The following is a 22,698-nucleotide window of genomic DNA, read 5'->3' on the forward strand; positions in this document are numbered from 1 at the left end:
ATTATTTATATGTTTTAAGATTCGTTAATTTGCCTTTTGTAAGTAGTAACGTAGGTTGACCGTAAACGAGCGACCTGGTTTTTGCAAGCTGAAATTGTCGTAAAGTCGGTCGTTCGTTATGTTATTAACCTCCAATCCGATGTTGTATCGACCATTTTTTACGCTATAGATTACGGATAAATCATGGCTCAATTGTTCCGGTATTTCCCGTTTTTCGTCGGTTACGCTGTTGCCGCCAAGACTTGGCCAGTACAACCAAAACCGATGCACATAGAGCAAGTTGTAATTGATATTGAGTACGTTGCCTGAACCGCCTAGATTGCGAAGAGCGACGCCGATGTTGCTGTTGCCGAACAGATAAGGGATGTTTGGCATCTGGTCATTATACAGCGGACTGACACTTGTATATCCGTCTTCGTATTTTTGTTTGTTTTGGAGGTATTGATACGTCATCGATCCACCGAAGTTCAGCCAGTTTTTGTATGAATACCGGAATTCCGCATCACCACCACGGGTTGATACACCTTCACGGTTATCGGCGATCAGCTTTGTCTGATTATTGTTGAATCGGTTATAAATGAAATCAAACGCATAGCGGTAGATAAGATTTCCACCGACCGAGAAACGGTGATCTTCGCCCGATCTCCAGTCGTAAATTGCTCCGACGTTGATATTATGACTATGTTCTGGTCTTAGGTTGAAATTTCCTTCTTGATTCTCCACATCGCCAAACAATTCATAAGGGGTCGGTAAGCGATTGGTCAACTCATACGACGCCTTTACTTGTAACGTTGGCCTCGGGAAAAATGTCGAGGCGATACCGTAGCCAAATTCGTTGGAACCCGTCGATTGGATATCCGCATCTTTGTTCTGTTGGTAAAGGTACTTTCCAAATACGGTGGTGCTCCAAAGCCCATCGACATCATAGTTATATCCGACGCCCAATATATTCTTTACCGTCTTTTTTCCGCGCTCATATAAGCTGGACTCCGGATCTAATTTGTTCTGACCAGTCCTATTAAATGTAGTTGTCGTATTTCCTAACGATAAGGATTGCCGTTCCGAAAATTGATAATTGGCAGACAACGTGGCTAACCCCTCGTTGTTTTTATATTCGTATAACTGTCTGCTACGTTCTCCATTGGATCCGTTATCTTTAAAATTCCCATACCAATCGTAACGTCTATTGAGGGTATCGATATTTTGTTCCGTACCAAGATTGAAATTCGCATTGAACGCGATATCTAGGCCGCTTATGAGATCCGTTTTCTGGTACTTTAAGGAAGGCATAATGGTATTACCGCGGCGGTGAATGCCGCCGAAGACTGTAGACATTCGAGCTCCTGTTTGGATTTCCTTATAATTTTGACCTAACGTAATGCCGAAAAGTAGCCGGTCCGCATAAGATTTATTGACTAATCCAACTTGGGCGATAATCGCTTCATTATGAAATTTGTCATGGAATCTTTTTAAGGAGGCATGAGGCGTATAGGCACCAGTGTTGATATCGGCGGCGTCCACTTGGACCCGATAGTCATTATCTGAATAATTTTGGTAGGCATTTAATTGCACGGTAAAACCGCTTTTCGAAACATATCCGGTATTAATGACCGTCCGGTGTGTATTAAAAGAACCGTATCCATACGAGACATCTAAATAGCTGCGGGGTTTGGTCGACGTCACAATATTGATTGCGCCACCCAGCGCATCAGAACCTAACCAAATCGGCACGACACCTTTATATACCTCAACGCGCTCGGCCATATTAACGGGAATATTATTGATCTGGAATGAAGATCCCAAATTATCCATCGGGATTCCATCAATAAAATACCGGATGTGGTTTCCTGAAAATCCGTTCAAGGAAAGGTTAAAATCTGAGCCGACCCCACCTGATCGTCTTACGCGGACGCCTGGAACACGGTCCAATGCGTTTGAGATGTTCATCGTTGTATTGTAAAGCTTAGTGGCGTCAATGGCTGTCACATTGTAGGCTTGTTTATTGACTTCCTGCACTTTGGTAAAACCGACGACCTCGACTTCCTCAATTTGCTTATCGTCTTTGTCCAAAGACAAAGACAGTGCGGTGCCCGGTTGCCCGAGCTTTACTTTTTGCTTGAGGCTCTTGTAGCCGATCGCACTGACTTCGATCAGAGGAGATGTGCCCGGAAGGGCTTGAAATGTAACCTGTCCTGTTTCGTCCGTTAGTTGGACGTGTTGATCAATCCGGACACTCGCTGCAGGTACGGGTGTGTTCGCAGACAGAATGCGTAGAGTATATGTTTGCGTGTTTTGTTGTGCTATCGTCGCTAAAAAAGATAACAGCAGACAAATAGTTAGAAAAAAAGTACTATTTTGTTTCATCTTTTAATGGTCATGCGTTAGAAGTTGCTACGTGCTTCACGTAGTCATTGGGCTAGACGAATTGCCGTTGGTCTAGCTCGATTGGCGTCATAACGAATTGCCGTTCGTTATGGCGTTTTTTTTGTCAGGTAGAATTCATAACTACTTTTTTTCTGATGACCTATCGGTTGTCGCCGGTAAGAGTCATTATTGTGTTTATTTAGATTTAGTATAAACAACGCAAAGGTAGGGTTCTATTTATTGAACTGCAAGTGTTTTCTTTATTTAATTTAAAAAGGCGGATGGATGCGAGGATATTTGGCGTGACAGCTGGGCGGAGGGGACATTTCCTAAGCGGAGGTGGTTCAATATTGCCGGAGGGTTCGTCTTATCGACGAGGCGGGCGGGATATTGATACAGGATTATGTGAGCCCCTTTAGGGGCTCGCATACTATTTCTTTTCCAGCCAGATACGGTTAAACCATAGCGGGTCTTCGCTTTCCGTTTGGAAGGTTAGGGTATACCGACCGGCTTTTTCTGCCGTAAACTCGCCGACACGCTTGTCCACAAATTCGTCGGTATAATTATCTTCGTTTGGTTCAGCCACCACCTTGCCACTCGGATCAACAGCTGATTGGATTTGCTGCTCGGCAAAACGGATGTTGACTGGAATATCAGCCTCTGTCGGGTTGTGTGCTGATAAGTCGACGGCATAGATACCGGGCTCCGGAACAAAAACTTCCCAAGATATTTTCTCGCCCTTCGTATGTATATGGGCGGGACGTTTACCATCGTACCGTAGATGCATTAATTCTTTCGATTCTTGTGCATTGGTACCTGTCAATGCGAAACCACCGAAGGTGGATTCAGCAGCAATACGAGGCTCCAAATCGATCTGGTCATACGTCATACGGACAACAGACACGTAAGGATCCGGTTGCTGCTGTGGTACCTGAATATGCAGTAACGGTCCCTGTTGCGTAAACGACAACGCTCGAGGTGTACTGCCTGTCAACAGTTCAACTTTACGGGGTTTGCTTTTAATGCCTGTTACCCGGAGCAAGCGGTCAAGAGGCCAATTGAAAACGTGCAGGTACACCACGTTATCGTCCGTCGTCCGTGTAATTTTTCCCCAGTCGTGTTGTATACTGCCGAGCCGGACGCCCGTATTTCCGTACACGGATTCGCCATACTGCTGTAGCCATGCACCCAGATCGTGAAGTCGGCTGATGCTTTCGTAGGGGACCGTCCCGTCTGCCCTCGGACCGATGTTTAACGTGAAACCGCCATTCAGCGCCACATTACTGATCAAGGATTCGAAAAGCTGTCCGGTAGATTTCCATTCTTTCTCTTGCCCATTGTATCCCCACGAGTGGGCAATTGTGCCCGGCGTTTCCCAGGGATGTTGCTTATAGCTGCTTCCAAACTGGTTGTCGCCAAGCGTTTCGAAGTCAACATACTTCGCGTCTGTCGGAAGTCCCAGGCGCGAGTTGATCAGACAATTTGGCTGCAGCTCCCGGATCAGCGCCACCGCCTGTTCGAGCTGCTCTTTCTTAAAGATGGTGTGCTGGTAAGGAATCCACATGTCGAACCACATCATCGCGATATCGCCATAATTGGTCAACAGTTCCCGTAGCTGAGGAAGTGCCTTTTCCTGCCAATACTGGTTAAATTGCTCGTCGGTCACATGACCGGTCAGCTCCTGATTATGATCCCATGCATACGGGTGCTCCCAATCAATCCAATGGGAGTAGTAAAAACCGAGCTTCATGCCGTGCTTGCGGCATGCATCAGCCATTTCTTTAATCACATCGCGTCCCGATCCCGAAAGCTTAGGTAAGGAATAATTGCCGACCTGCGTATCCCATAAGGCGACGCCGTCGTGATGTTTGGACGTGATGATGATGTATTTCATGCCTGCCTGCTTAGCCAGGAGAACCCACTGTTCAGGATCGATACTGTCCCAAACGAAGCGTTGGGCCAATGCCCCGTATTCTTCCTTAGAGATCCGGTTGCGGTATCGAATCCATTCGGCGTAATTGTTTGCATAGCGCAAGTTTTCCCCTTTCCATATGCCTTCGGCCGCGCTATACAGCCCCCAATGGATAAACATCCCGAAACGGGCGTCTTCAAACCAGGCCGAACGGTTATTTTGCGCGTTTACGTTGGCTGTTGCGAGCTGTAAAAAAAGCAGCATAAGCACAATGGGTGCTTTTTTTAGGAAATTTTTCATGTATGTGTAGTCCGTTGTCTTGTGTTATCGTAAGCATCGTCCGCAAGGAAGACGTGCATGCACGAATATAGGCATTCTTTTGAAATTGCGCGCTGCGCACGTCCACGAAATAAAAACGGAAAGGTAAGCCAAGCGGCCTTGCCTGCATCAATGGCGGATCAGCAGCAGGTTTTTCTGTAAAAATATTAAGATGCTCTTCATTTTAGTTGCTAAAACGTTATTTTAGTAGATTCAAAGATCGAGGTGGTTGCACGTACGTCGATCTGGCATAGTCATGTATCACTATTTCCATAACATAACAGTTCATTTATGATGATCATATTACAAGATTTAGCGAAGAAGTTGATCGCTTTTGGCGCACCGCTGGTTGCCTTGGCTTCTTGCGGCGGGAGTGCGCATGTACAGTCGGCCGATTCGTTGACACAATATGTGGATCCCTATATCGGAACAGGCGGACATGGGCACGTATTCGTAGGGGCCAACGTTCCGTACGGCGCGGTTCAGCTGGGGCCCTCGAATATCTCCACAGGGTGGGATTGGGTCTCGGGCTACCATATTTCCGACTCCACGATCATGGGGTTTGCGCACCAACATTTGAGCGGAACCGGTATTGGCGATTTGGGTGATGTGGTTTTTTTGCCTTTCACCGGAACAGTCCGCTTCGACCGCGGACAGGCGGGTGACCCACAGAGCGGCGCTTATTCACTCTTCCGTCGCGAAACGGAGAACGTTGCGCCAGGATACTATCGCGTGCACCTAGACAGGTTTGGTGTCGACGCCGAATTGACGGCTACAGCACGCGTCGGATTTCATAAATACACCTATCCAGCGCAAGAAATACCGAAAATATTGATTAACCTAGATGCTGGCATCGGATGGGAAGGCGAGAAAGAAGGACATATCGTGTTGGAAAACGACAGCGTGGTCTCGGGCTACCGTTATTCTATGGGTTGGGCTAAAAAGCAAAAGATATACTTTTCAGCTACGTTCTCGCAACCGGTTGCGAGTATACGGGTGGCCGATAGCACGGCTGTCCAGGACGGCAAAAGCATAACGGCCCCCCGCGCTTATGCAGAATTGACCTTCGTCAAGAATCCAAAAGCGTCGGACATCTTGGTTAAGGTAGCTGTATCACCCGTCAGCATAGCGAATGCCAAGCAGAACATGCAATCGGAGCTTTCAGGGTGGGACTTTGCTGCAACAAAACACTCGGCGGACAAAGCATGGAATGAGCAACTCCAAAAAATACGTGTGGAAACCGCGGACACTGTTGCCCGGAAGATCTTTTATACGGCTTTATACCACACGATGATTGCTCCATCGCTCTTCAACGATGTAAACGGAGACTACATGGGCGCGGATTTTAAACCGCACCGACTGGATACGGGGAGCAATTATACCACATTCTCTTTATGGGATACCTACCGCGCTGCCCATCCCCTCATGAGCATTATCCACCCCGAGCGGGTTCCGGATATGGTGAATACGATGCTTCGCATATATCAAGAACAAGGGAAACTGCCCGTATGGCATCTGGTCGGAAACGAGACCGACTGCATGGTTGGTAATCCTGGCATTATCGTCGTTGCCGATGCCTACCTGAAGGGAGTAGAAGGATTTGATAAAGATCTGGCCTACGAGGCGATGAAAGAATCGGCGATGAAGGATGATCGGGGTTTAAGATGGTATAAAGAGTACGGGTATGTGCCTTTTGACAAGGAAAAGGTAGAATCCGTGGCAAAGGGTTTGGAGTTTGCCATTGCCGATTGGAGCCTAGCGCAAGTAGCTAAGCTGCGCGGCGAGGATAAAGATTATTCGTATTTCCTGAACCGCAGCCAAGCCTATAAGAAGTATTTCGATCCTGATCTGCAATTCCTTCGTGGGGTTGATTCGCAGGGGAAATTCCGGCCGGGACCGTTTGATCCGTTCCATTCTGCCCATTTGGCAAACGATTACACCGAAGGCAATGCGTGGCAGTACACGTGGCTGGTACCGCACGATGTCAACGGATTTATGGGGCTTTTCGGAGGAGAAAAACAGTTTTTGACGAAGCTGGATTCCCTGTTCGTGGTAGAAGGTGATCTGGGCGAAGAGGCCTCGCCGGATATCAGTGGCTTGATCGGTCAATATGCGCATGGGAATGAACCCAGTCATCACGTGATTTACATGTATTCGTATGCAGGACAGCCTTGGAAAGCGGCAGAGCGCGTGCGGCAAACGTTGGCCACGTTGTATACCGACCAGGTGGACGGGCTTTCCGGCAATGAAGATGTCGGGCAGATGTCTGCTTGGTATGTGCTGTCGGCCTTGGGCTTCTACCAAGTGTCTCCGGCGGGAGGCCCTTTCGTGTTTGGAAGTCCTTTATTTGATAGAGCTACGTTGCGGGTAGGGGGTGATAAAGTGTTTGAGCTGATTGCTCATGGCAATAGTGCAGACAATAAATACATCCAGCGGGTCAAGCTGAATGGTCAAGTATATGATAAATCGTATATTTCGTATGAAGATATCCAGAAAGGTGGAACCTTGGAATTTGAAATGGGCAACGAGCCGTCCGTCACGTTCGGGGTGGCCAACGATGCGCGACCATATTCCGTGCAGTAACAGAAGCGTAGTGAAAATAGTGAAAATGAAGATTAAATCAATCGTATTATGGGGAGCCATGAGTTTGGCGCTACAGGTGCCGGCTCAGACGTTGCCCTACAAAAATAGTCGTTTGCCGATCGAAGATCGGGTGAACGACCTTATCGGACGGATGACCGTCGAAGAGAAGGTGGGACAGTTGTCGAAGCTGCTTGGTTGGGAGATGTACGAGAAAGATGCGAAAGGTATCCGGGCGAGCCAAAAGCTGAAGGATGCTGTTCAGCAACAACATATCGGATTGCTGTGGGCGACGCTGCGCGCCGACCCATGGACACAAAAAACGCTGGATAATGGTCTGACGCCCCAAGAAGCGGCCAAAGCGACCAATGCAATACAACGGTACATGGTGGACAGCACACGTTTAGGCATTCCGTTATTGCTTTCCGAAGAAGCGCCACATGGACATATGGCCATTGGGGCGACCGTATTTCCGACAGCGATTGGGCAGGCGAGTACGTGGAACCCGGAGCTAATTGAAGAGATGGCTCGTGTAATCGCACGTGAAACATATGCTGTTGGTGGAAAGAATGGATACGGCCCGGTGTTGGATTTAGCGCGTGACCCGCGTTGGTCCCGAACGGAGGAGTCGTATGGAGAAGATCCATATTTAATTGGACGGATGGGGCGTGCCATGGTCAGGGGATTTCAGGGAGACCAAATTGGTGGCACGGATAAAATCATTTCCACGCTGAAACATTTTGTAGCCTACGCGGTGCCAGAAGGCGGACACAATGGAGGCAGTGTAAGTGTTGGCGAGCGTTCGCTTCTTCAAAACTTTTTGCCGCCCTTCGAGCAAGCCGTGAAAGCAGGAGCTGGTTCGGTCATGACCGCATACAATTCGATCGATGGTATCCCCTGCTCGTCGAACAGTTGGCTGTTGAATGAGGTATTGCGCAAGCAGTGGGGCTTCACGGGGTTTGTCGTCTCCGACCTGTTGAGTATATCGGGTCTGAATGGAGGGCATAGCACAGCGATGGATGCACGCGATGCTGCCTGGCAAAGTATGGAGGCAGGTCTGGATGTTGACCTGAGTGGGTCAGGTTACGGTAAGAACTTGCTGGCAGCGGTTCAGGAAGGGCTGATTGACCAAGAAACACTCGACAGGGCTGTCGCCCGGTTGCTGTATCAAAAGTTTGCGCTGGGCTTGTTTGAGCATCCATACGTAGACGAACAAGCCGTACCAAAGAAAGTCGGTACCGCCGAGCATAGGGCGTTGGCACGCAAGGTTGCGCAACAAGCCGTCATTTTATTAAAAAATGACAACCAAACTCTTCCATTGCGTAGATCCTTGAAGCGGATCGCCGTCATCGGGCCGAATGCCGACAACATATATAATCAGCTGGGCGACTACACCGCCCCGCAGCCCGAAGAGAAAGTGAAGACCGTGCTGGAGGGCATTCGCGCGGCGGTGCCTAAAGGCACACAGGTCGACTATGTGAAAGGGTGTGCCATTCGCGACACGACAGCGACTGATATCGCGGCTGCGGTCCAGGTCGCGGAGCAGGCGGATGCCGTTATTGTCGTGTTAGGCGGATCAAGCGCCCGTGATTTTAAGACATCGTACCAAGCCACAGGAGCAGCAACAGTGGACAGTGGGGCGAAAGCCGTCAGCGATATGGAAAGCGGGGAAGGTTTTGACCGTTCTACGCTCGACCTGATGGGCGATCAGCTGCGGTTGTTGCAACAGGTGCAGGCCACGGGCAAACCTGTAGTGTTGGTGACTATTATGGGGCGCCCCTTAAACTTAAATTGGGCGGCGGCTCATGTACCGGCTATCGTCCATGCATGGTACCCTGGACAAGAGGGAGGAATGGCCATAGCGGATGTGCTTTTTGGGGACTATAACCCGGGGGGGCGTCTACCGATATCCATCGCGAAATCTGTTGGGCAATTGCCGGTCCATTATAACCACAATAAACCGAAACACCACGATTATGTTGAATCTGATGCGAAACCTTTATATCCATTTGGTTATGGTCTTAGTTATACAAACTTTACGTACAGCAATCTACAGATCAGCCTGTCGGAACAGTCCGAAGATTTTCTAGCGACCGTTCGATTTACCGTTGCCAATACGGGCGGACGCGATGGCGACGAAGTGGTACAGCTCTATGTTGTGGATGAAGTCAGTAGTGTCGTAACACCGGTGAGGCAACTAAAAGGCTTTAAAAGACAGACGATCAAACGGGGAGCGGCTCAGGAGTTTGTGTTTGAGCTTCGGAAAGAAGATCTGAAGCTGTGGGGCGTCGATCGTCGGTGGAAAACGGAAAAAGGAGCATTTACGCTACTGATAGGCCCATCTTCGGAACAGGTGGCACTCCGGGGAGAACTGCTGTTGAGCAAAGATTACACTTTTTAATCGATAGAAACGCCGCATAACGCAAGACATCGTGCAAAGCAAGCGACGGGCGGGCACGAACATCGGGAATCGGTGTTCGTGCTTGTCGTTCTAGCGGGCATTGGAAGATCATATACCGTCGGTTCACCGGTGTACTAATGGAGATTTTTTTTGCTAGATAGCACATGTTGGCCGAAAATTTGTTATCTTGCTATACAGCCAACATCTGCATTTCAAGCTTTCTTACCATCGATAATTCCATTAAAGTCCGATAAAGTCCGATAAAGTCCGATAAAGTCCGTTCAAGTCCGTTGAAGTCCGATTTAACTGGCGCTTAGCTTCGGCACAACTTCGGCACAACTATGCCAGCCCTTCGATAGCGCCTCGGTTCTTCTTCGACTTCTGTTCGACTCTTCTTCGCCGGCTTGCCGAACAGGAGTCGAAGCGCTGTCGAACCTCTGCCGACGCGTTTCCGAACCTTTTCCGACCAAGTCTCGAACAGCTCTCGAACAACCCTCGAACATGCCGATGGCCGTACAGCTTACACTTTGATATATATCTTTTTTTTATCTAATCCATAACAAATGGCCCACATCAGCGCTAAGAAACAGAGCGAGTAAACGAACGAACCAATTTCTGGAGGTCCCGGAATCTGCGCGCAGACATGTTTATAGAACCAATTCAATGCCTGTGTGTATCGAGCCGTGCCGTCGTCGGCAAATCCGTCTGGAATACGGAACAATCCTAAGAAGCGTGGTAAAAGGCCGCTGAGTACGAAAATAAACAATGGATTTTTACCAAAAACATCGAAGAAACGGGTGAATTTGTTTTTAGCCCCCTGCACCTCGATATACCAGATCATCGTGCCAATCGTTAGGATTCCTAATCCCGTCGTGTACAGGACATAAGAACTGGTCCATATTTTTTTATTGATAGGAAATCCGAGAGACCATGTCCAACCCAGAACGATGCTGATAAAGCCCGTGACCATCAGGCCCGAAAGCAGTTTGAAATGCGGTTCCTGACTCAGCGGCACCTTTGTCCAAAGCCAGTCGGTTTGCCCCTGTTGCCGGATAAACACGCCGGCGAGGTATCCGAATACGACTTGTACAACGGCGGGCAGGGTGCTGGCTAAACCTTCCGGATCGAAAGGTATACCCTCGCCTTTGTACATATGCGGAACGCCGAGTATCCGTTTGTCCAGGCCGGTTCCAAACCACCCCGCTAGGGAGTAAGGGTCTTCGCTTCCCCATAGGACATTAACACCCCAATAGCCCAACAACAACGCTGCAGAAAGCAGGATCAGTTTCTTGGGTTTTAGGTAAAAGGCGAGTACGGAGGCAAAAAAATAAGCGATGGCAATGCGCTGTAAGACACCTGATATCCGGATCCCCCGCTCTGGATTCTCCGAATCCACCCATTCTTTGAATTGCAGATGGTCACCGACCCAGTGTACAAATGGCCACCAATTGAGAAATAAACCGATGGCAAAAATAAACACGGTACGTTTGAGTACCTTTCTCCAAAAGACAGCATTTCCCGCTTCTTGCAGGCGGGGAATAACAAAGGACATGGCATTCCCTACGGCGAACAGGAAAAAAGGAAAAACTAGATCTGTGGGTGTACAACCATGCCACGGTGCATGTTTGAGGGGGGCGAACATATGGCTCCAGGATCCCGGATTGTTGACCATAATCATCAAGGCTACCGTAGCGCCCCGGAATACATCAAGTGAATAATAGCGTTGGTTCATAGGTGTCTGTCTTTGTTTTGTAACGGTCAAATAGTACATCCAAGGTAGTGTGTTTCGCGTCTATTTGGTGAATTAGACATGGGCAAAGGAGGAGACTAATTTGCTGTTTTATGCTGGTGTTCATGTGGTGTTCGATAGAAACACGAATCTAAGGAAAATATCATAATTCAATACCGTTTGAGCGAAAAATAAAAACAATGAAATACTTTTTAAATTTTTTAAAAAGTATTTGGAAGTTATAAAGTTTTCCGTTTATATTTGTCTTAACTAATTAATTGAACTAACTGACATTATTGTGGATAACCTAAAATCATCGATATTAAAAAGTTTATACTTTTCGCATGCGCAGTCGATTGCGGAAATCAGTGAGCGTATCGGAAAAAGCATTCCGCTGGTTACGCGCAATGTCAATGAATTGCTGGAGGACCATTTAATCAAGGAGAGCGGGCGACGAGCATCTACAGGTGGTCGACGTGCGATGGATTATATGTTGAACGTAGATGCTCATGGGGTATTGGTTGCCGTTGCAGTCGATCAACATGCACTTCGTGCTACGGCATACAACATGGCCAATGAACCGGTTGTTGCTGCGCATCATGTATCAATAGATCTACAAGATGATCAAACGGCTTATCAAAAAATAGAAGAAACAATAGCTGAAATTATTACTCAATTGGCGGGGACGGATGTGTTGGGGATTGGTATTACGATTCCTGGATTTGTGGACTCTAAAACCTTTATAAACAATTCGTTTGATGCTTCCTCGCCGTTGTATGCGTTGCGCGATGCGATTGCCAAGCGTTTTAATATACCGACGTATATCGAAAACGACTCGTCAGCCATTGCGATAGCGGAAAAACATTTTGGCTCGGCCCAGGATACATCGGATGCGCTCGTCATTAACTTAAATTGGGGCGTCGGATTGGGAATGATTATTCAAAATAAGCTTTTCAGAGGGCATAGTGGTTTTGCCGGTGAGTTTAGCCATATTCCCTTAGCCGATGAAAGCCGCTTATGTTCCTGTGGCAAGAAAGGATGCTTGGAGGTGGAAGCTTCGTTACTTTGTGCTTTCGAGGATATTCAAGGGGCCTTAGCTAGCGGCGAACGGTCGTCCTTGGAATATGCCTTTCAGGAGAGCAATGATGTTGCTTTTCCCTTGCTTTTGGCAGCTTATGAAAAAGGCGATCAGTTAACAATCCGTGCCTTAAAAAAAATTGGGCATATGCTCGGTAAGGGGGTGGCTACTTTGATCCACATCATGAATCCCGAAAGGATCGTCGTAAGTGGCCGAGGGGCTGCATTTGGCGACGTGTTGCTGCCGCAGATCCTTTCATCGATTCAGGAGTATTGTATTCCCCGACTAGCAAAACAAACATCGATACAAATTTCAGCTGTGCAGGATGTTCAGCTGTTGGCTTCCTGCTGTATTGCTATTCAGCAAATGCATTGGGTAAAAAAACGAAAGATACAATTGAATTAATGCAACATGTAATCGTACCAACGAAATTATTGATTACTACTAACCAACAATGCTCGTAAGGGTCGAGCATTTTACACCGTAATCGAGGATGATTGCGGAGATGAAAACTGATATTTTAAACTAGAAAAGATTAACGACGCAACCTCCCTTGGAGATGTTCTTCAGCAGGGGAACTCAGACAACGATTAACAACGAAATGATGCGCAGAATGGGATCGCTTTAGAAGCCTTTCTCCATTTGCAAAAAGGTTTTACCTCCCCAAAAGGAGGCCTACTACTAACTAAAACTATTTAATTAACAAAAACTATGAGCAAACTTTACAAACAATGCTGCAGTTTGACGTTGTTGATGCTATTGAGCATAACAACCTTATTTGCACAGCAGACTGTTACGGGGAGAGTAACAGATGCAAATGGACCGCTCCCAGGAGTGACGGTTGCCGTCATTGGTACGACAAAAGCAACACAGACCGATGCACAGGGGAACTACAGCTTATCTGCCAATGCTGGCGATAAACTACGTTTTTCCATTGTTGGTTACATCGCACAGGAATTAGCCGTTTCGGGCAGTACGTTACATGCGAATCTACTTGAAGACTCGGGATCCCTTGATGAAGTGGTGGTGACGGCTTTGGGTATCAAACGTGCGCCAAAGGAATTAGGGTATGCCATGAGCACGGTCGGATCCGAAGAATTGACGAAAACAGGATCACCAAACTTTGCTGGAGCTTTGTATGGGAAAGCTCCCGGTGTGCGTATTTCAGCCGCCCCTGGTGGAGCGACCTCGGGGATTAATATTAATATTCGCGGTATTAATTCTATAACAGGTAACGCACAACCCCTTGTAATTATTGACGGTGTGCCTATGCGTCAAACTGGATTTAATAACTCTGACTACTGGGGTGATTCACGGGCGAGAGGAAATGGTCTTGAAGACTTAAATCCGGAAGATATAGAATCGATTTCAGTGTTGAAAGGAGCTTCAGCAGCCGCGCTATATGGTTCAGAGGCATTAAACGGTGTGGTTTTAGTTACGACAAAATCTGGAAAAGGAGGAGAAGGATTTGCTTTAGATTTTAATGCTACCTATACCAACGATAGAATTGCTTATTTGCCGAGATTTCAAGACGTGAGAGGGCCTGGATACGACCGCAGTTACGCTGACATCGGCCAAGCGGATGACATGTTCTTTTATTATCCAGATGACGTGCGGGGAGTGGCGAACACCAGTTTAAACTTTGGGCCGAAGTTTGATGGCCAACCTATTCGATCTTGGGACGGAGAAATTCGGCCATATGCTGCTCAAAATGCGTATAATAAATTTTTTAATAATCCGACAAATACGACATTTAATTTGGGAATAAGTCGTACATCGGAAAATCACAATACACGGTTTTCTATAACTCGGCAAGATAACGAGATGACGGCCTTAGAATCGTTTAACAAGAAAAACGTAGCAAACTTAAATACCTCGCTAAAGCTTTGGAAGAATTTTACCACCGATATAATTGTGAATTATATTAACCAACATACGCGCAACAGACCTCTTCTAACAGACAGATTAATAAATAATTTTGCAGGTATGATCTCTCCTTTTGACAACCCGGAATGGTATTTAAACAAATATCAAACTAGTTTGGGATATAAGTATGTTACGGGAGCGGGAACGGAGAGTTTAACTCCATCGGAAAATCTAATATATAACGGATATAAGACTGATGTTCTGAACTATATTTGGGATACAAAAGCCAAGCGATATGACGAGTACTCGAATAGATTGATTGGTTCTTTCACAAACTCATGGCAGATAACACCAGAGTTAATGCTTCGTGGAAGATTTTCAGCTGATGTGACATCTCTAAGAACTGAAGACAGGAGCCCGAACGAATTACCGCTTATTTATGGTAATTCTGGTGGATTTTCTTTGGCTCAGATGAATGGTAACGTATATTACACGGATCTCTTGGCGTCGTATAAAAAAGAAATAAACGAAGATTTTAGCGTGGGGGCTATGGTGGGCTATACGGCTACAAAGAATCAAGAACACTATATTCAAAGACAGACAGAGGGGGGACTAAACATTCGTGATTGGTTCGATATCAATGCTTCTGTAAATTTGGCAGGCGCTAATGGCAGGTTCAATTATCGGAATAACATGTTGAGGGATGCGCTGTTCGGCACAGTCAATTTTAGTATGAAGGACTACTGGTTTGTGGAAGGTACGTTGAGGAGAGAAGTGGTTTCTACTATGCATCCGGACAATAATGTCATCTATTACCCATCCGTAAATTCTAGTCTAATTCTTTCAGAGGCATTTCAGCTCCCAGACATCTTCAGTTATGCGAAATTAAGAGGGTCTTTTGGTATCGTGGGACGTTATCCGGATATCTACAAAAGCGCTATTGGATATATTGTTGGGAATATGGGCAACCAAGGGACAGGCAACTCGGTATTATACACATTGATTCCAACAACTGAATTTGGAAATGAGATTATTAAGCCCGAAAACAAGAAGGAAGCCGAATTCGGACTTGAGGCTCGTTTGTTCAATAATCGGCTAGGTATTGATGTTTCCTATTATAATAGTTTAACTCAAGATCAGCTGCTTCAATACACTATTCCAAATACATCTGGTGCGAGCAGTGTATTGGCAAATGTCGGATCTCTTCGCAATACCGGATGGGAGTTTGCTATAAACGGAACACCTGTAGAATCTGAAAATTTCAGATGGACTTCTACGTTGAACTTTTCCATGAATCGTAATAAGATAGAAGAGTTACCGGGAGGTGCGGATCAACTTTTGCATCGAGACTACGATGGATCAGCGGCTCAGTTGATTTCAAATGTAGGACAGCCTATCGGCGACATAATGGTAAGACCGATCGCATTGGATCCGGACGGTAATAAGATCGTGAATGCGAACGGAATTTATCAGGTTGATGGTAATAATTGGATCAAAGCTGGAAATGCTATGCCGAAAGCTATAGGAGGTTTTATCAATACATTTACTTATAAAAACTTTACGCTCGACGCTTTAATGGATTTTAGATGGGGAGGGAGTGTGATGCCCACTGGTATCGGTTGGATGACTAGCCGAGGTCTAACAGAAGAGAGTTTGAATTACATGGATGAAGCAAGTGGTGGAATAAGTTATTACATAGATGCAGCAGGTAAAGGCGTCGCGTATGATGGAACTTCGGGGCCTAATGGAGAGAAAATTTTTCATGATGGAATGCTGATGGAGGGGGTCGTGAGGAATCCCGACAATTCTTATTCCGAGAACACGAATGTTATTTCTCAGGTGAGATACTATGCGAACACTTACAATTGGGGTGGCCCACAATACGGTAATTCACGTTATGAGCTTTATGTGCAAAAGAACAACTATATAAAAATGCGTGAAATTTCTATAGGCTATCGTTTACCATCTTCAGTGGCATCAAAACTTCGAGCAAAAAATTTGCAGATTTCAGCATTTGGTCGTAATCTTTTCTTTATTTATCGCTCGATTAAAGATTTGGATCCAGAGCAAATGACGGGAGGTTCTAGCTGGATTAATCAGGTTAGTAATGCCGGTACTAGTCCCGCTACAAGAACATATGGTTTGATGTTACGCGCCAGTTTTTAATAAATTAAAAAATGAAAACGATGAAAAAATATTTGATAAAATTCTGCCTGGGATTCGGAATATTGATGATCTTATCGAATTCCTGCCAGAAACAATCGTTCGACGAGTTATATAGAGATCCGTCTAAAGCGGAGGAGACTACTGTAGATAAACAATATGCAGGAATAGTTTATGCTATGAGAGAACTCGTCGTTCCAAGCTATTGGAATTACTTTGTGATTCTTAGGACAACTAATTTGCGCTATCTCCAGTTGGTGGGCTGGGCTAACGAGCCTAATCACTTAGTTCCTGGAGCAGCTGCCACACAAGATCGATGGAGGATGTTTTATGAAGGTTTAGCCCAGTTTCGAGCATTTGAGGACGTGTATAACGCCTCTCCTGATGTGGAGAAGCAAGAACGGCGCATCTTTTATTTAACAGCAAAGATTTTTTTCTACGATCAAACGCAGAAAGTGGTCGATTTACACGGCGACATTCCTTGGAGCAAAGCAGGCCTTCTTAATCAAAATGGTGGTAATTATATGCTTTCGTATGCACCTTATGATAAAGCAGAGGATATCTATAAAAAGATGCTTGACGATTTGAAGGAAATAAGTGTCGAGTTGAGTAACATTACGGTAACACAGAAAGTTCAGAATAATTTAAAGACACAAGATATCATTAATGGCGGCAGTTTAGATTTATGGAAAAAATACTGTAATTCTTTACGAATTAGAATGTTAATGAGGGTTTCAAAAGCGGCAGATTTTTCAAACCGAAGCCAGCAAGAAATAAGTGAGATTGTTAATAATCCGTCTACATACCCTCTGTTACTGTCCAATAATGATAATATTCAAATAGACATCTTCGACAACACAAATGCGGCGATTCATGCAAGAGGTTTTAGAGATGGATTAGAAAGTCAAGGTTGGTATTCAAACATAGCGAGTAAGGAAATTATAGACCACATGAATAGCAATAATGATCCTAGAAAACGATTTATGTTTGAACCTGGAGTAGGAGCTTCCGGTGAATATATCGGTCTAGATCAGTCGCTTACAAGTAGCTTGCAGAACCAACAGATGGCGGGGTCTACCGGGCAACCAAGTAAAATTGCTATTTATAACCGTTCTACATTTTCGCGTAACCAAAATTTTCCGGGCGTTTTGTTAACAGCTTCAGAAGTCCAGTTTTTATTATCAGAGTATTATTTAAATGGCGGTAATACTAGCTTAGCCAAATCTTCTTTTGAGAAAGGTATTAAAGAGTCGATTTCGATGATCGAAAAGCTAAGGTCAATCAGTAATGATAATTCTGTTGCTGCGCCCACTCCGGTGTCGGATGTTGAAGTAAATAATTATATCACTAAAATTGGTTGGGGAACGGACAATCTAAAAAAGGTAGCAAGTCAAAAATGGCTTCATTTTAATATTATTCAGCCCATCGAGTCGTGGGCCGAAAATCGACGGTTGGATTATCCTCTATTTTCCTTCCGAGTCGAGGCTGCAGACATTCAAAAGGAAGTTCCTAAAAGATGGAATTTGCCCTCGTCAGAGCCAGCTTATAATCCAGAAAACTATAGTGCCGTTAAATCTACAGATAATCTCGACACCAAACTGTTTTGGGACGTAAATTAGTCAATTTCACAAATCATAGTTAGCAAAAAGCCGCCCAAGAGGGCGGTTTTTTTGTTGTTAATGAACGGAGTCATCGTTTTTTGAAGATCAACTTTTTATGTAATAGCTACTCTAAAACCACTAGTATTGAAATAACATAATTAAAGTTAGGGATACTTATTAATTTTTTTAATAAGTTTCTTGATTTTGAAAGTTTTTTTTAATTTCACAACCGGTTGTTTTACAACATAAACCGAGAGCAAGAAATTAGAAGATGAATTTAGCTGATCAAATTATTAAGCAGCTTTACTTTTGTGTCTACTTATCTGTCTCAGAATTAAGTGTTCTGACGAAGAAAAGCATTCCGAAAGTCACGGACGAAGTGAATAAGCTTGTCGACGGCGGAAGCCTTGTTGAGGTTGGTTTTGCCGCTTCCACGGGTGGACGTCGGGCAATGCAGTATGCACTCCGTTTAGAAAATCTTCCACATATTGTTACAATAGCCATCGATCAACATTTTACCACCGTAGCTATTGTCGATTTTAAAAATGACTTCGTCGTTGAACCCCACCAGATTGCCTCAGATCTGTACGACAGCGAAGATACCTTGCTCCGGATTGTCGAGTTGGTGCAACGGTTGCTGAGACAAGTGCCGAAAGAGCGTCCGTTTGTCGTGGGCCTCACTATGCCTGGCTTTGTTGATCATGAAAAAGGAGTCAATCGTTCGTTTGCCCCCGAGTCTCCTTATTACGCGATAAAAAAATACTTGGAAAAAACGCTGGGGCTTCCGGTTCAGATAGCGAACGACTCGAGCGCCATAGCGATCGCGGAACATAAGTTTGGAAAAGGAAAAGGTAGCCAAGATGTGCTGGTAGTCAATCTCAATTGGGGGGTAGGACTGGGGATGATCATTGAAAACCATTTGTATAAGGGGCATTCTGGATATGCTGGTGAATTCAGTCATATTCCTTTGGCGAATGCGCAGCGCCTATGTTCCTGTGGTAAAAAAGGCTGTCTCGAGGTGGAGGCCTCGTTGGCTTGCGCGCTGGATTATGTGCATACCTTCCTGCAAGCGGAAGAACCATCCGGGTTGCAGGTTGTTTGGGCTCGGAAAGGCCGGATAGAGCTGACCGACCTGGTGCGGGCTTTCGACGCCGGCGACCAGGTGGCCATTAAAGCTGTGAAGAAGATGACGCACATGCTGGGGAAAGGGCTGGCCACCTTAATACACATCATGAATCCAGAAAAGATAATTATCAGCGGTAACGGTGCAGCCTTTGGAGAAGGGCTTTTACCGACTATTCAGGCGGCACTGCAAGAGTACTGCATTCCCCGGCTTGCCCGGTTTACGGAGGTGCTGGTATCTGATATAGCATATGTACAAGTAATTTCCACCGCATGTATTGCGGTACAACAGATTAATATGTATCAATTTCAACACAAACAAATCAAACTACAACAACTATGAGCAAGTTTTACAAACACTGTTGCAGCTTAACGTTGTTGATGCTGATGAGCATCACGACGCTATTCGCACAGCAGAATGTTACCGGAAAGGTAAGCGACGCCAATGGTCCGCTTCCAGGGGTTACCGTAGCCGTTCCTGGTACAAGTAAAGGGACGCAAACGGATGCGGAAGGTAACTACAGCCTTTCCGTGAGCCCGGGAGAAAAAATCCGTTTCTCGATCATTGGGTATGTTACACAGGAGTTGGCTCCTACTGGAACATCCTTACATGTGACCTTAAAAGAGGATGCGGGCGCGTTGGATGAAGTCGTGGTAACCGCGATGGGTATCAAACGCGAGACAAAAGCATTGGGATACGCGGTGAGTAATATCAAAGCGGAAGAGATTACCAAGGCAGGAAACACGAACTTCGGATCCGCCTTATATGGTAAAGCTTCGGGTGTGAAAATCACGACGGCACCAGGTGGTGCATCCAGTGCGGTGAATGTACAGATCCGTGGTATTAACTCGTTAAACTATCAACGTCAGCCATTATATGTGGTGGACGGGGTTATTATCCGTAACGATCAACAATATGGCGCTGGAGGTGCAAATAACAACAATTATTGGGACGATCAACGTATCCGTGGTAATGGTATGCTGGATATCAATCCTGCCGATATCGAAAGTTTGTCGATCTTAAAGGGTTCTGCAGCGAGTGCCTTGTACGGTTCCGATGCTGCGAGTGGTGTCATTGTGATCACGACCAAAAAAGGATCTAAAAGCCGTGGGTTAGGTGTAGATTTTAACTACAGCGGATCCTTAGAACGAGCAGCGTTCCTACCGCGCTTCCAAAACGTGTATGGTCCGGGATACGATGCGGCTACCAACATAGCGAATGGTGCGACGGAAGAAGGTTGGATTGTTGATGCGAACTCGCCATCCGGCCGGCGCCCGTATTTTCGTGCCTATGGAAACTTTGGTCCTAAGTTTACAGGTGAGGAAGTGCGTTGGTGGGATGGATCTACACGTACGTATGAGGCGCGTGAAAACAACTACGCGGATGTGTTTGACCTGGGGTACAACTCAAATATCAACTTTGCGATTTCTAACCAAACGGATCGTTTGAACTATCGTTTAAGCGGGACACGCATGGATTATAAAAGCACAAGCCCCGGATCGAAGCAAAACAGAAATACATTTAATCTAAACAGTACGTTGAAATTACATGACAAGGTCTCTTTAGATGTCGTGGCAAACTATATCAATACCAATACGCATAACCGTTCGCAACTATTGGGGCAGGTTTTGGGATCGTTTGACGGTTTCTTCAGCCGGACAGAAGATATGTCTGTATTGAAGTCGAGATATCAAACAACGGACGGCTATAAGTTTTCGACGTTTGGTACAGGCCGTGAAGAAGATTTTATTTATACGATTCGTCCAACGAATCTTCTGAATTACTTTTGGTCACAATATAGAAACAACTATGACGAACAAGAAAATCGTATCTTGACGAGTGCGACACTAAATTGGGATCTGGTCAAGAATTTGAAATTTAGAGGCCGGATTGGTAATGACTTCACGACGGCAGGTATCACCAACGAGCAACACAACGAGTATGCAACACGTTATAACTCGACGGGAAGCAGTTCGGGAGGATTTGAGACGTCGAAAGGTATTTACTCTATCTTGTACGGTGATTTATTGCTAACCTACGCCAACAAGATCAATCAAGATTTTGATTACAGTGTAAGTGCAGGTTTCCAATCCCGTCAAGAACGATACAACGATCAGTCTTCTAGCACCGCCGGCGGTTTAGTAACAGAAAATTGGTTTAGCTTGAGTAATAGTTACGCGTTGCCTACCACGACGAATACACGGAAAGAGATGATCAAATATGCCTATTTCGGTATGGCCAATATCGGTTATAAAGGGTTTGCCTATTTAGACGGAACCTTCCGATCCGAATATTCCTCAACGTTGCCGACTCAGAACAATAATTATCAGTATGGATCAGTGAGTGGAAGTTTCATTTTCAGCGATGCATTCGGATTGCAGTCGTCTCAATTTAACTTTGGTAAATTGAGAGCGTCGTATGGTATCGTAGGTAATGATGCGCCTATTTATGCTGCTAACATTGCGAACTCGCAGACGGCCATCGCTTCTATCAATGGTGCGGTTCCGTCATTGACATATAACCAGGCATATGGGAATCTGGGTCTGAAGCCAGAAACCAAATACGAGTGGGAATTTGGATTAGAAATGAAATTTTTGCAGAACCGACTAGGATTAGATGTAAGTTACTACGACAATTACATCAAAGATCAAATTTTGGGGTTAACCACGCCGGCTTCTACAGGAGCTACGACTCAAATTGTCAACATCGGTCGGGTCGCAAACAACGGTTTGGAAGTTTCTTTGTCTGGAACGCCGATTCAACGTGAGAATTTCAGTTGGAATGCCCGTCTGAATTACTCCTTTAACCGTTCGGTATTAGAAAAGTTGACAGAAGGAGTTAACGAGCTGACGTTCTATAGCGCCGATGAGAACTCTTTACGTATCGTAGCTAAGGAAGGTGAGAAACTTGGGAATATTTATGTATATGATATCGCGAAAGACGAACAAGGAAATAATTTGATTTCGGATGAAGGATATTATGTGATCGACAAAACGAAATATAAACATGTTGGCAACATTCTTCCGAAAGCAATCGGTGGTTTGACAAACACATTCAACTACAAAAACTGGATGTTGGATTTTACAGTAGATTACCGCTTTGGAGGTAAGATGGTCTCTGAAAACTTAAAGTACGGAATGAGCGCTGGTCAATATGAAAACACGTTGGAATACCGGGAAACAGGTGTGACATTGGACGGTGTAAACCAAAATACCGGTTTAGCAAATGACGTGCATCTGAGCGGAGCGGACTACTATATGAACACCTTCGCTTGGGGAGCAGATTCTTGGACAGAAAAAGGAGCAATTTACGACAACTCATTTATTAAGATGCGTGAGATGTCCGTGTCTTACCGTATTCCTTCGTCAGTGACCGAAAAATTACGGATCAACAACTTACGGGTTTCTGTATTGGGAAGAAACTTATTCTATTTCTACCGGACATTGAAAAATCTTGATCCAGAATCTCCGGTGGGAAATATGTGGTGGTCTCAAGGTGTAGATGTTGGCTCAAATGCCGCAACACGCAGCTTTGGTATTTCACTCAATGCAAATTTTTAACAG

General features: G+C 45.5%; 10 protein-coding genes. 7 read left to right on the plus strand and 3 right to left on the minus strand.

The genetic code is table 11. The annotated features are described in order from the left end of the window. Nucleotides 1-24: 24 nt before the first annotated feature. Nucleotides 25-2,364: a TonB-dependent receptor domain-containing protein gene (locus ACFSR5_RS10370; RefSeq protein WP_380903428.1), complete on the minus strand. Its 2,340-nt coding sequence runs from the start codon at nucleotides 2,362-2,364 to the stop codon at nucleotides 25-27. A 430-nt stretch (nucleotides 2,365-2,794) separates the two neighbouring features. Continuing rightward, a complete protein-coding gene (locus ACFSR5_RS10375) occupies nucleotides 2,795-4,576 on the minus strand; it encodes an alpha-L-fucosidase (protein WP_380903430.1) in 1,782 nt (593 codons plus the stop codon). Nucleotides 4,577-4,885: 309 nt separating this feature from the next. Between ACFSR5_RS10375 and ACFSR5_RS10380 the strand changes: the two genes are divergently transcribed. Continuing rightward, nucleotides 4,886-7,177, plus strand: a complete 2,292-nt coding sequence (locus ACFSR5_RS10380) for a GH92 family glycosyl hydrolase (RefSeq protein ID WP_380903432.1) — start codon at nucleotides 4,886-4,888, stop codon at nucleotides 7,175-7,177. Beyond that, on the plus strand, nucleotides 7,074-9,575 hold the full coding sequence (locus tag ACFSR5_RS10385) for a glycoside hydrolase family 3 N-terminal domain-containing protein (RefSeq protein WP_380903434.1): 2,502 nt from the start codon (nucleotides 7,074-7,076) through the stop codon (nucleotides 9,573-9,575). The genes ACFSR5_RS10380 and ACFSR5_RS10385 overlap by 104 nt, the downstream gene beginning before the upstream one ends. Before the next feature lie 520 nt (nucleotides 9,576-10,095). On the opposite strand, the gene ACFSR5_RS10390 is transcribed toward ACFSR5_RS10385, so the two are convergent. Next, nucleotides 10,096-11,307: an acyltransferase family protein gene (locus tag ACFSR5_RS10390; protein WP_380903436.1), complete on the minus strand. Its 1,212-nt coding sequence runs from the start codon at nucleotides 11,305-11,307 to the stop codon at nucleotides 10,096-10,098. 295 nt (nucleotides 11,308-11,602) lie between these two features. Between ACFSR5_RS10390 and ACFSR5_RS10395 the strand changes: the two genes are divergently transcribed. The 5 genes from ACFSR5_RS10395 (at nucleotide 11,603) to ACFSR5_RS10415 (ending at nucleotide 22,695) form a co-directional block, all read left to right on the plus strand. Further along, entirely contained in the window at nucleotides 11,603-12,787 is a 1,185-nt protein-coding gene (locus ACFSR5_RS10395; protein WP_380903438.1) for an ROK family transcriptional regulator, read from the plus strand. 306 nt (nucleotides 12,788-13,093) lie between these two features. Beyond that, nucleotides 13,094-16,414 (plus strand): SusC/RagA family TonB-linked outer membrane protein, encoded by a 3,321-nt coding sequence (locus ACFSR5_RS10400; RefSeq protein ID WP_380903440.1) that lies wholly within the window; start codon nucleotides 13,094-13,096, stop codon nucleotides 16,412-16,414. Nucleotides 16,415-16,434: 20 nt separating this feature from the next. Further along, the gene (locus ACFSR5_RS10405) at nucleotides 16,435-18,030 is read left to right on the plus strand and encodes a SusD/RagB family nutrient-binding outer membrane lipoprotein (protein WP_380903442.1); all 1,596 of its coding nucleotides are present in this window, start codon (nucleotides 16,435-16,437) and stop codon (nucleotides 18,028-18,030) included. 253 nt (nucleotides 18,031-18,283) lie between these two features. Next, nucleotides 18,284-19,477, plus strand: a complete 1,194-nt coding sequence (locus tag ACFSR5_RS10410; RefSeq protein ID WP_380903444.1) for an ROK family protein — start codon at nucleotides 18,284-18,286, stop codon at nucleotides 19,475-19,477. Next, the gene (locus tag ACFSR5_RS10415; RefSeq protein WP_380903446.1) at nucleotides 19,474-22,695 is read left to right on the plus strand and encodes a SusC/RagA family TonB-linked outer membrane protein; all 3,222 of its coding nucleotides are present in this window, start codon (nucleotides 19,474-19,476) and stop codon (nucleotides 22,693-22,695) included. The genes ACFSR5_RS10410 and ACFSR5_RS10415 overlap by 4 nt, the downstream gene beginning before the upstream one ends. The last annotated feature ends 3 nt before the right edge of the window (nucleotides 22,696-22,698 follow it).

This window comes from Sphingobacterium suaedae (genome assembly GCF_042684625.1).
Taxonomy (GTDB): Bacteria; Bacteroidota; Bacteroidia; order Sphingobacteriales; family Sphingobacteriaceae; genus Sphingobacterium; species Sphingobacterium suaedae.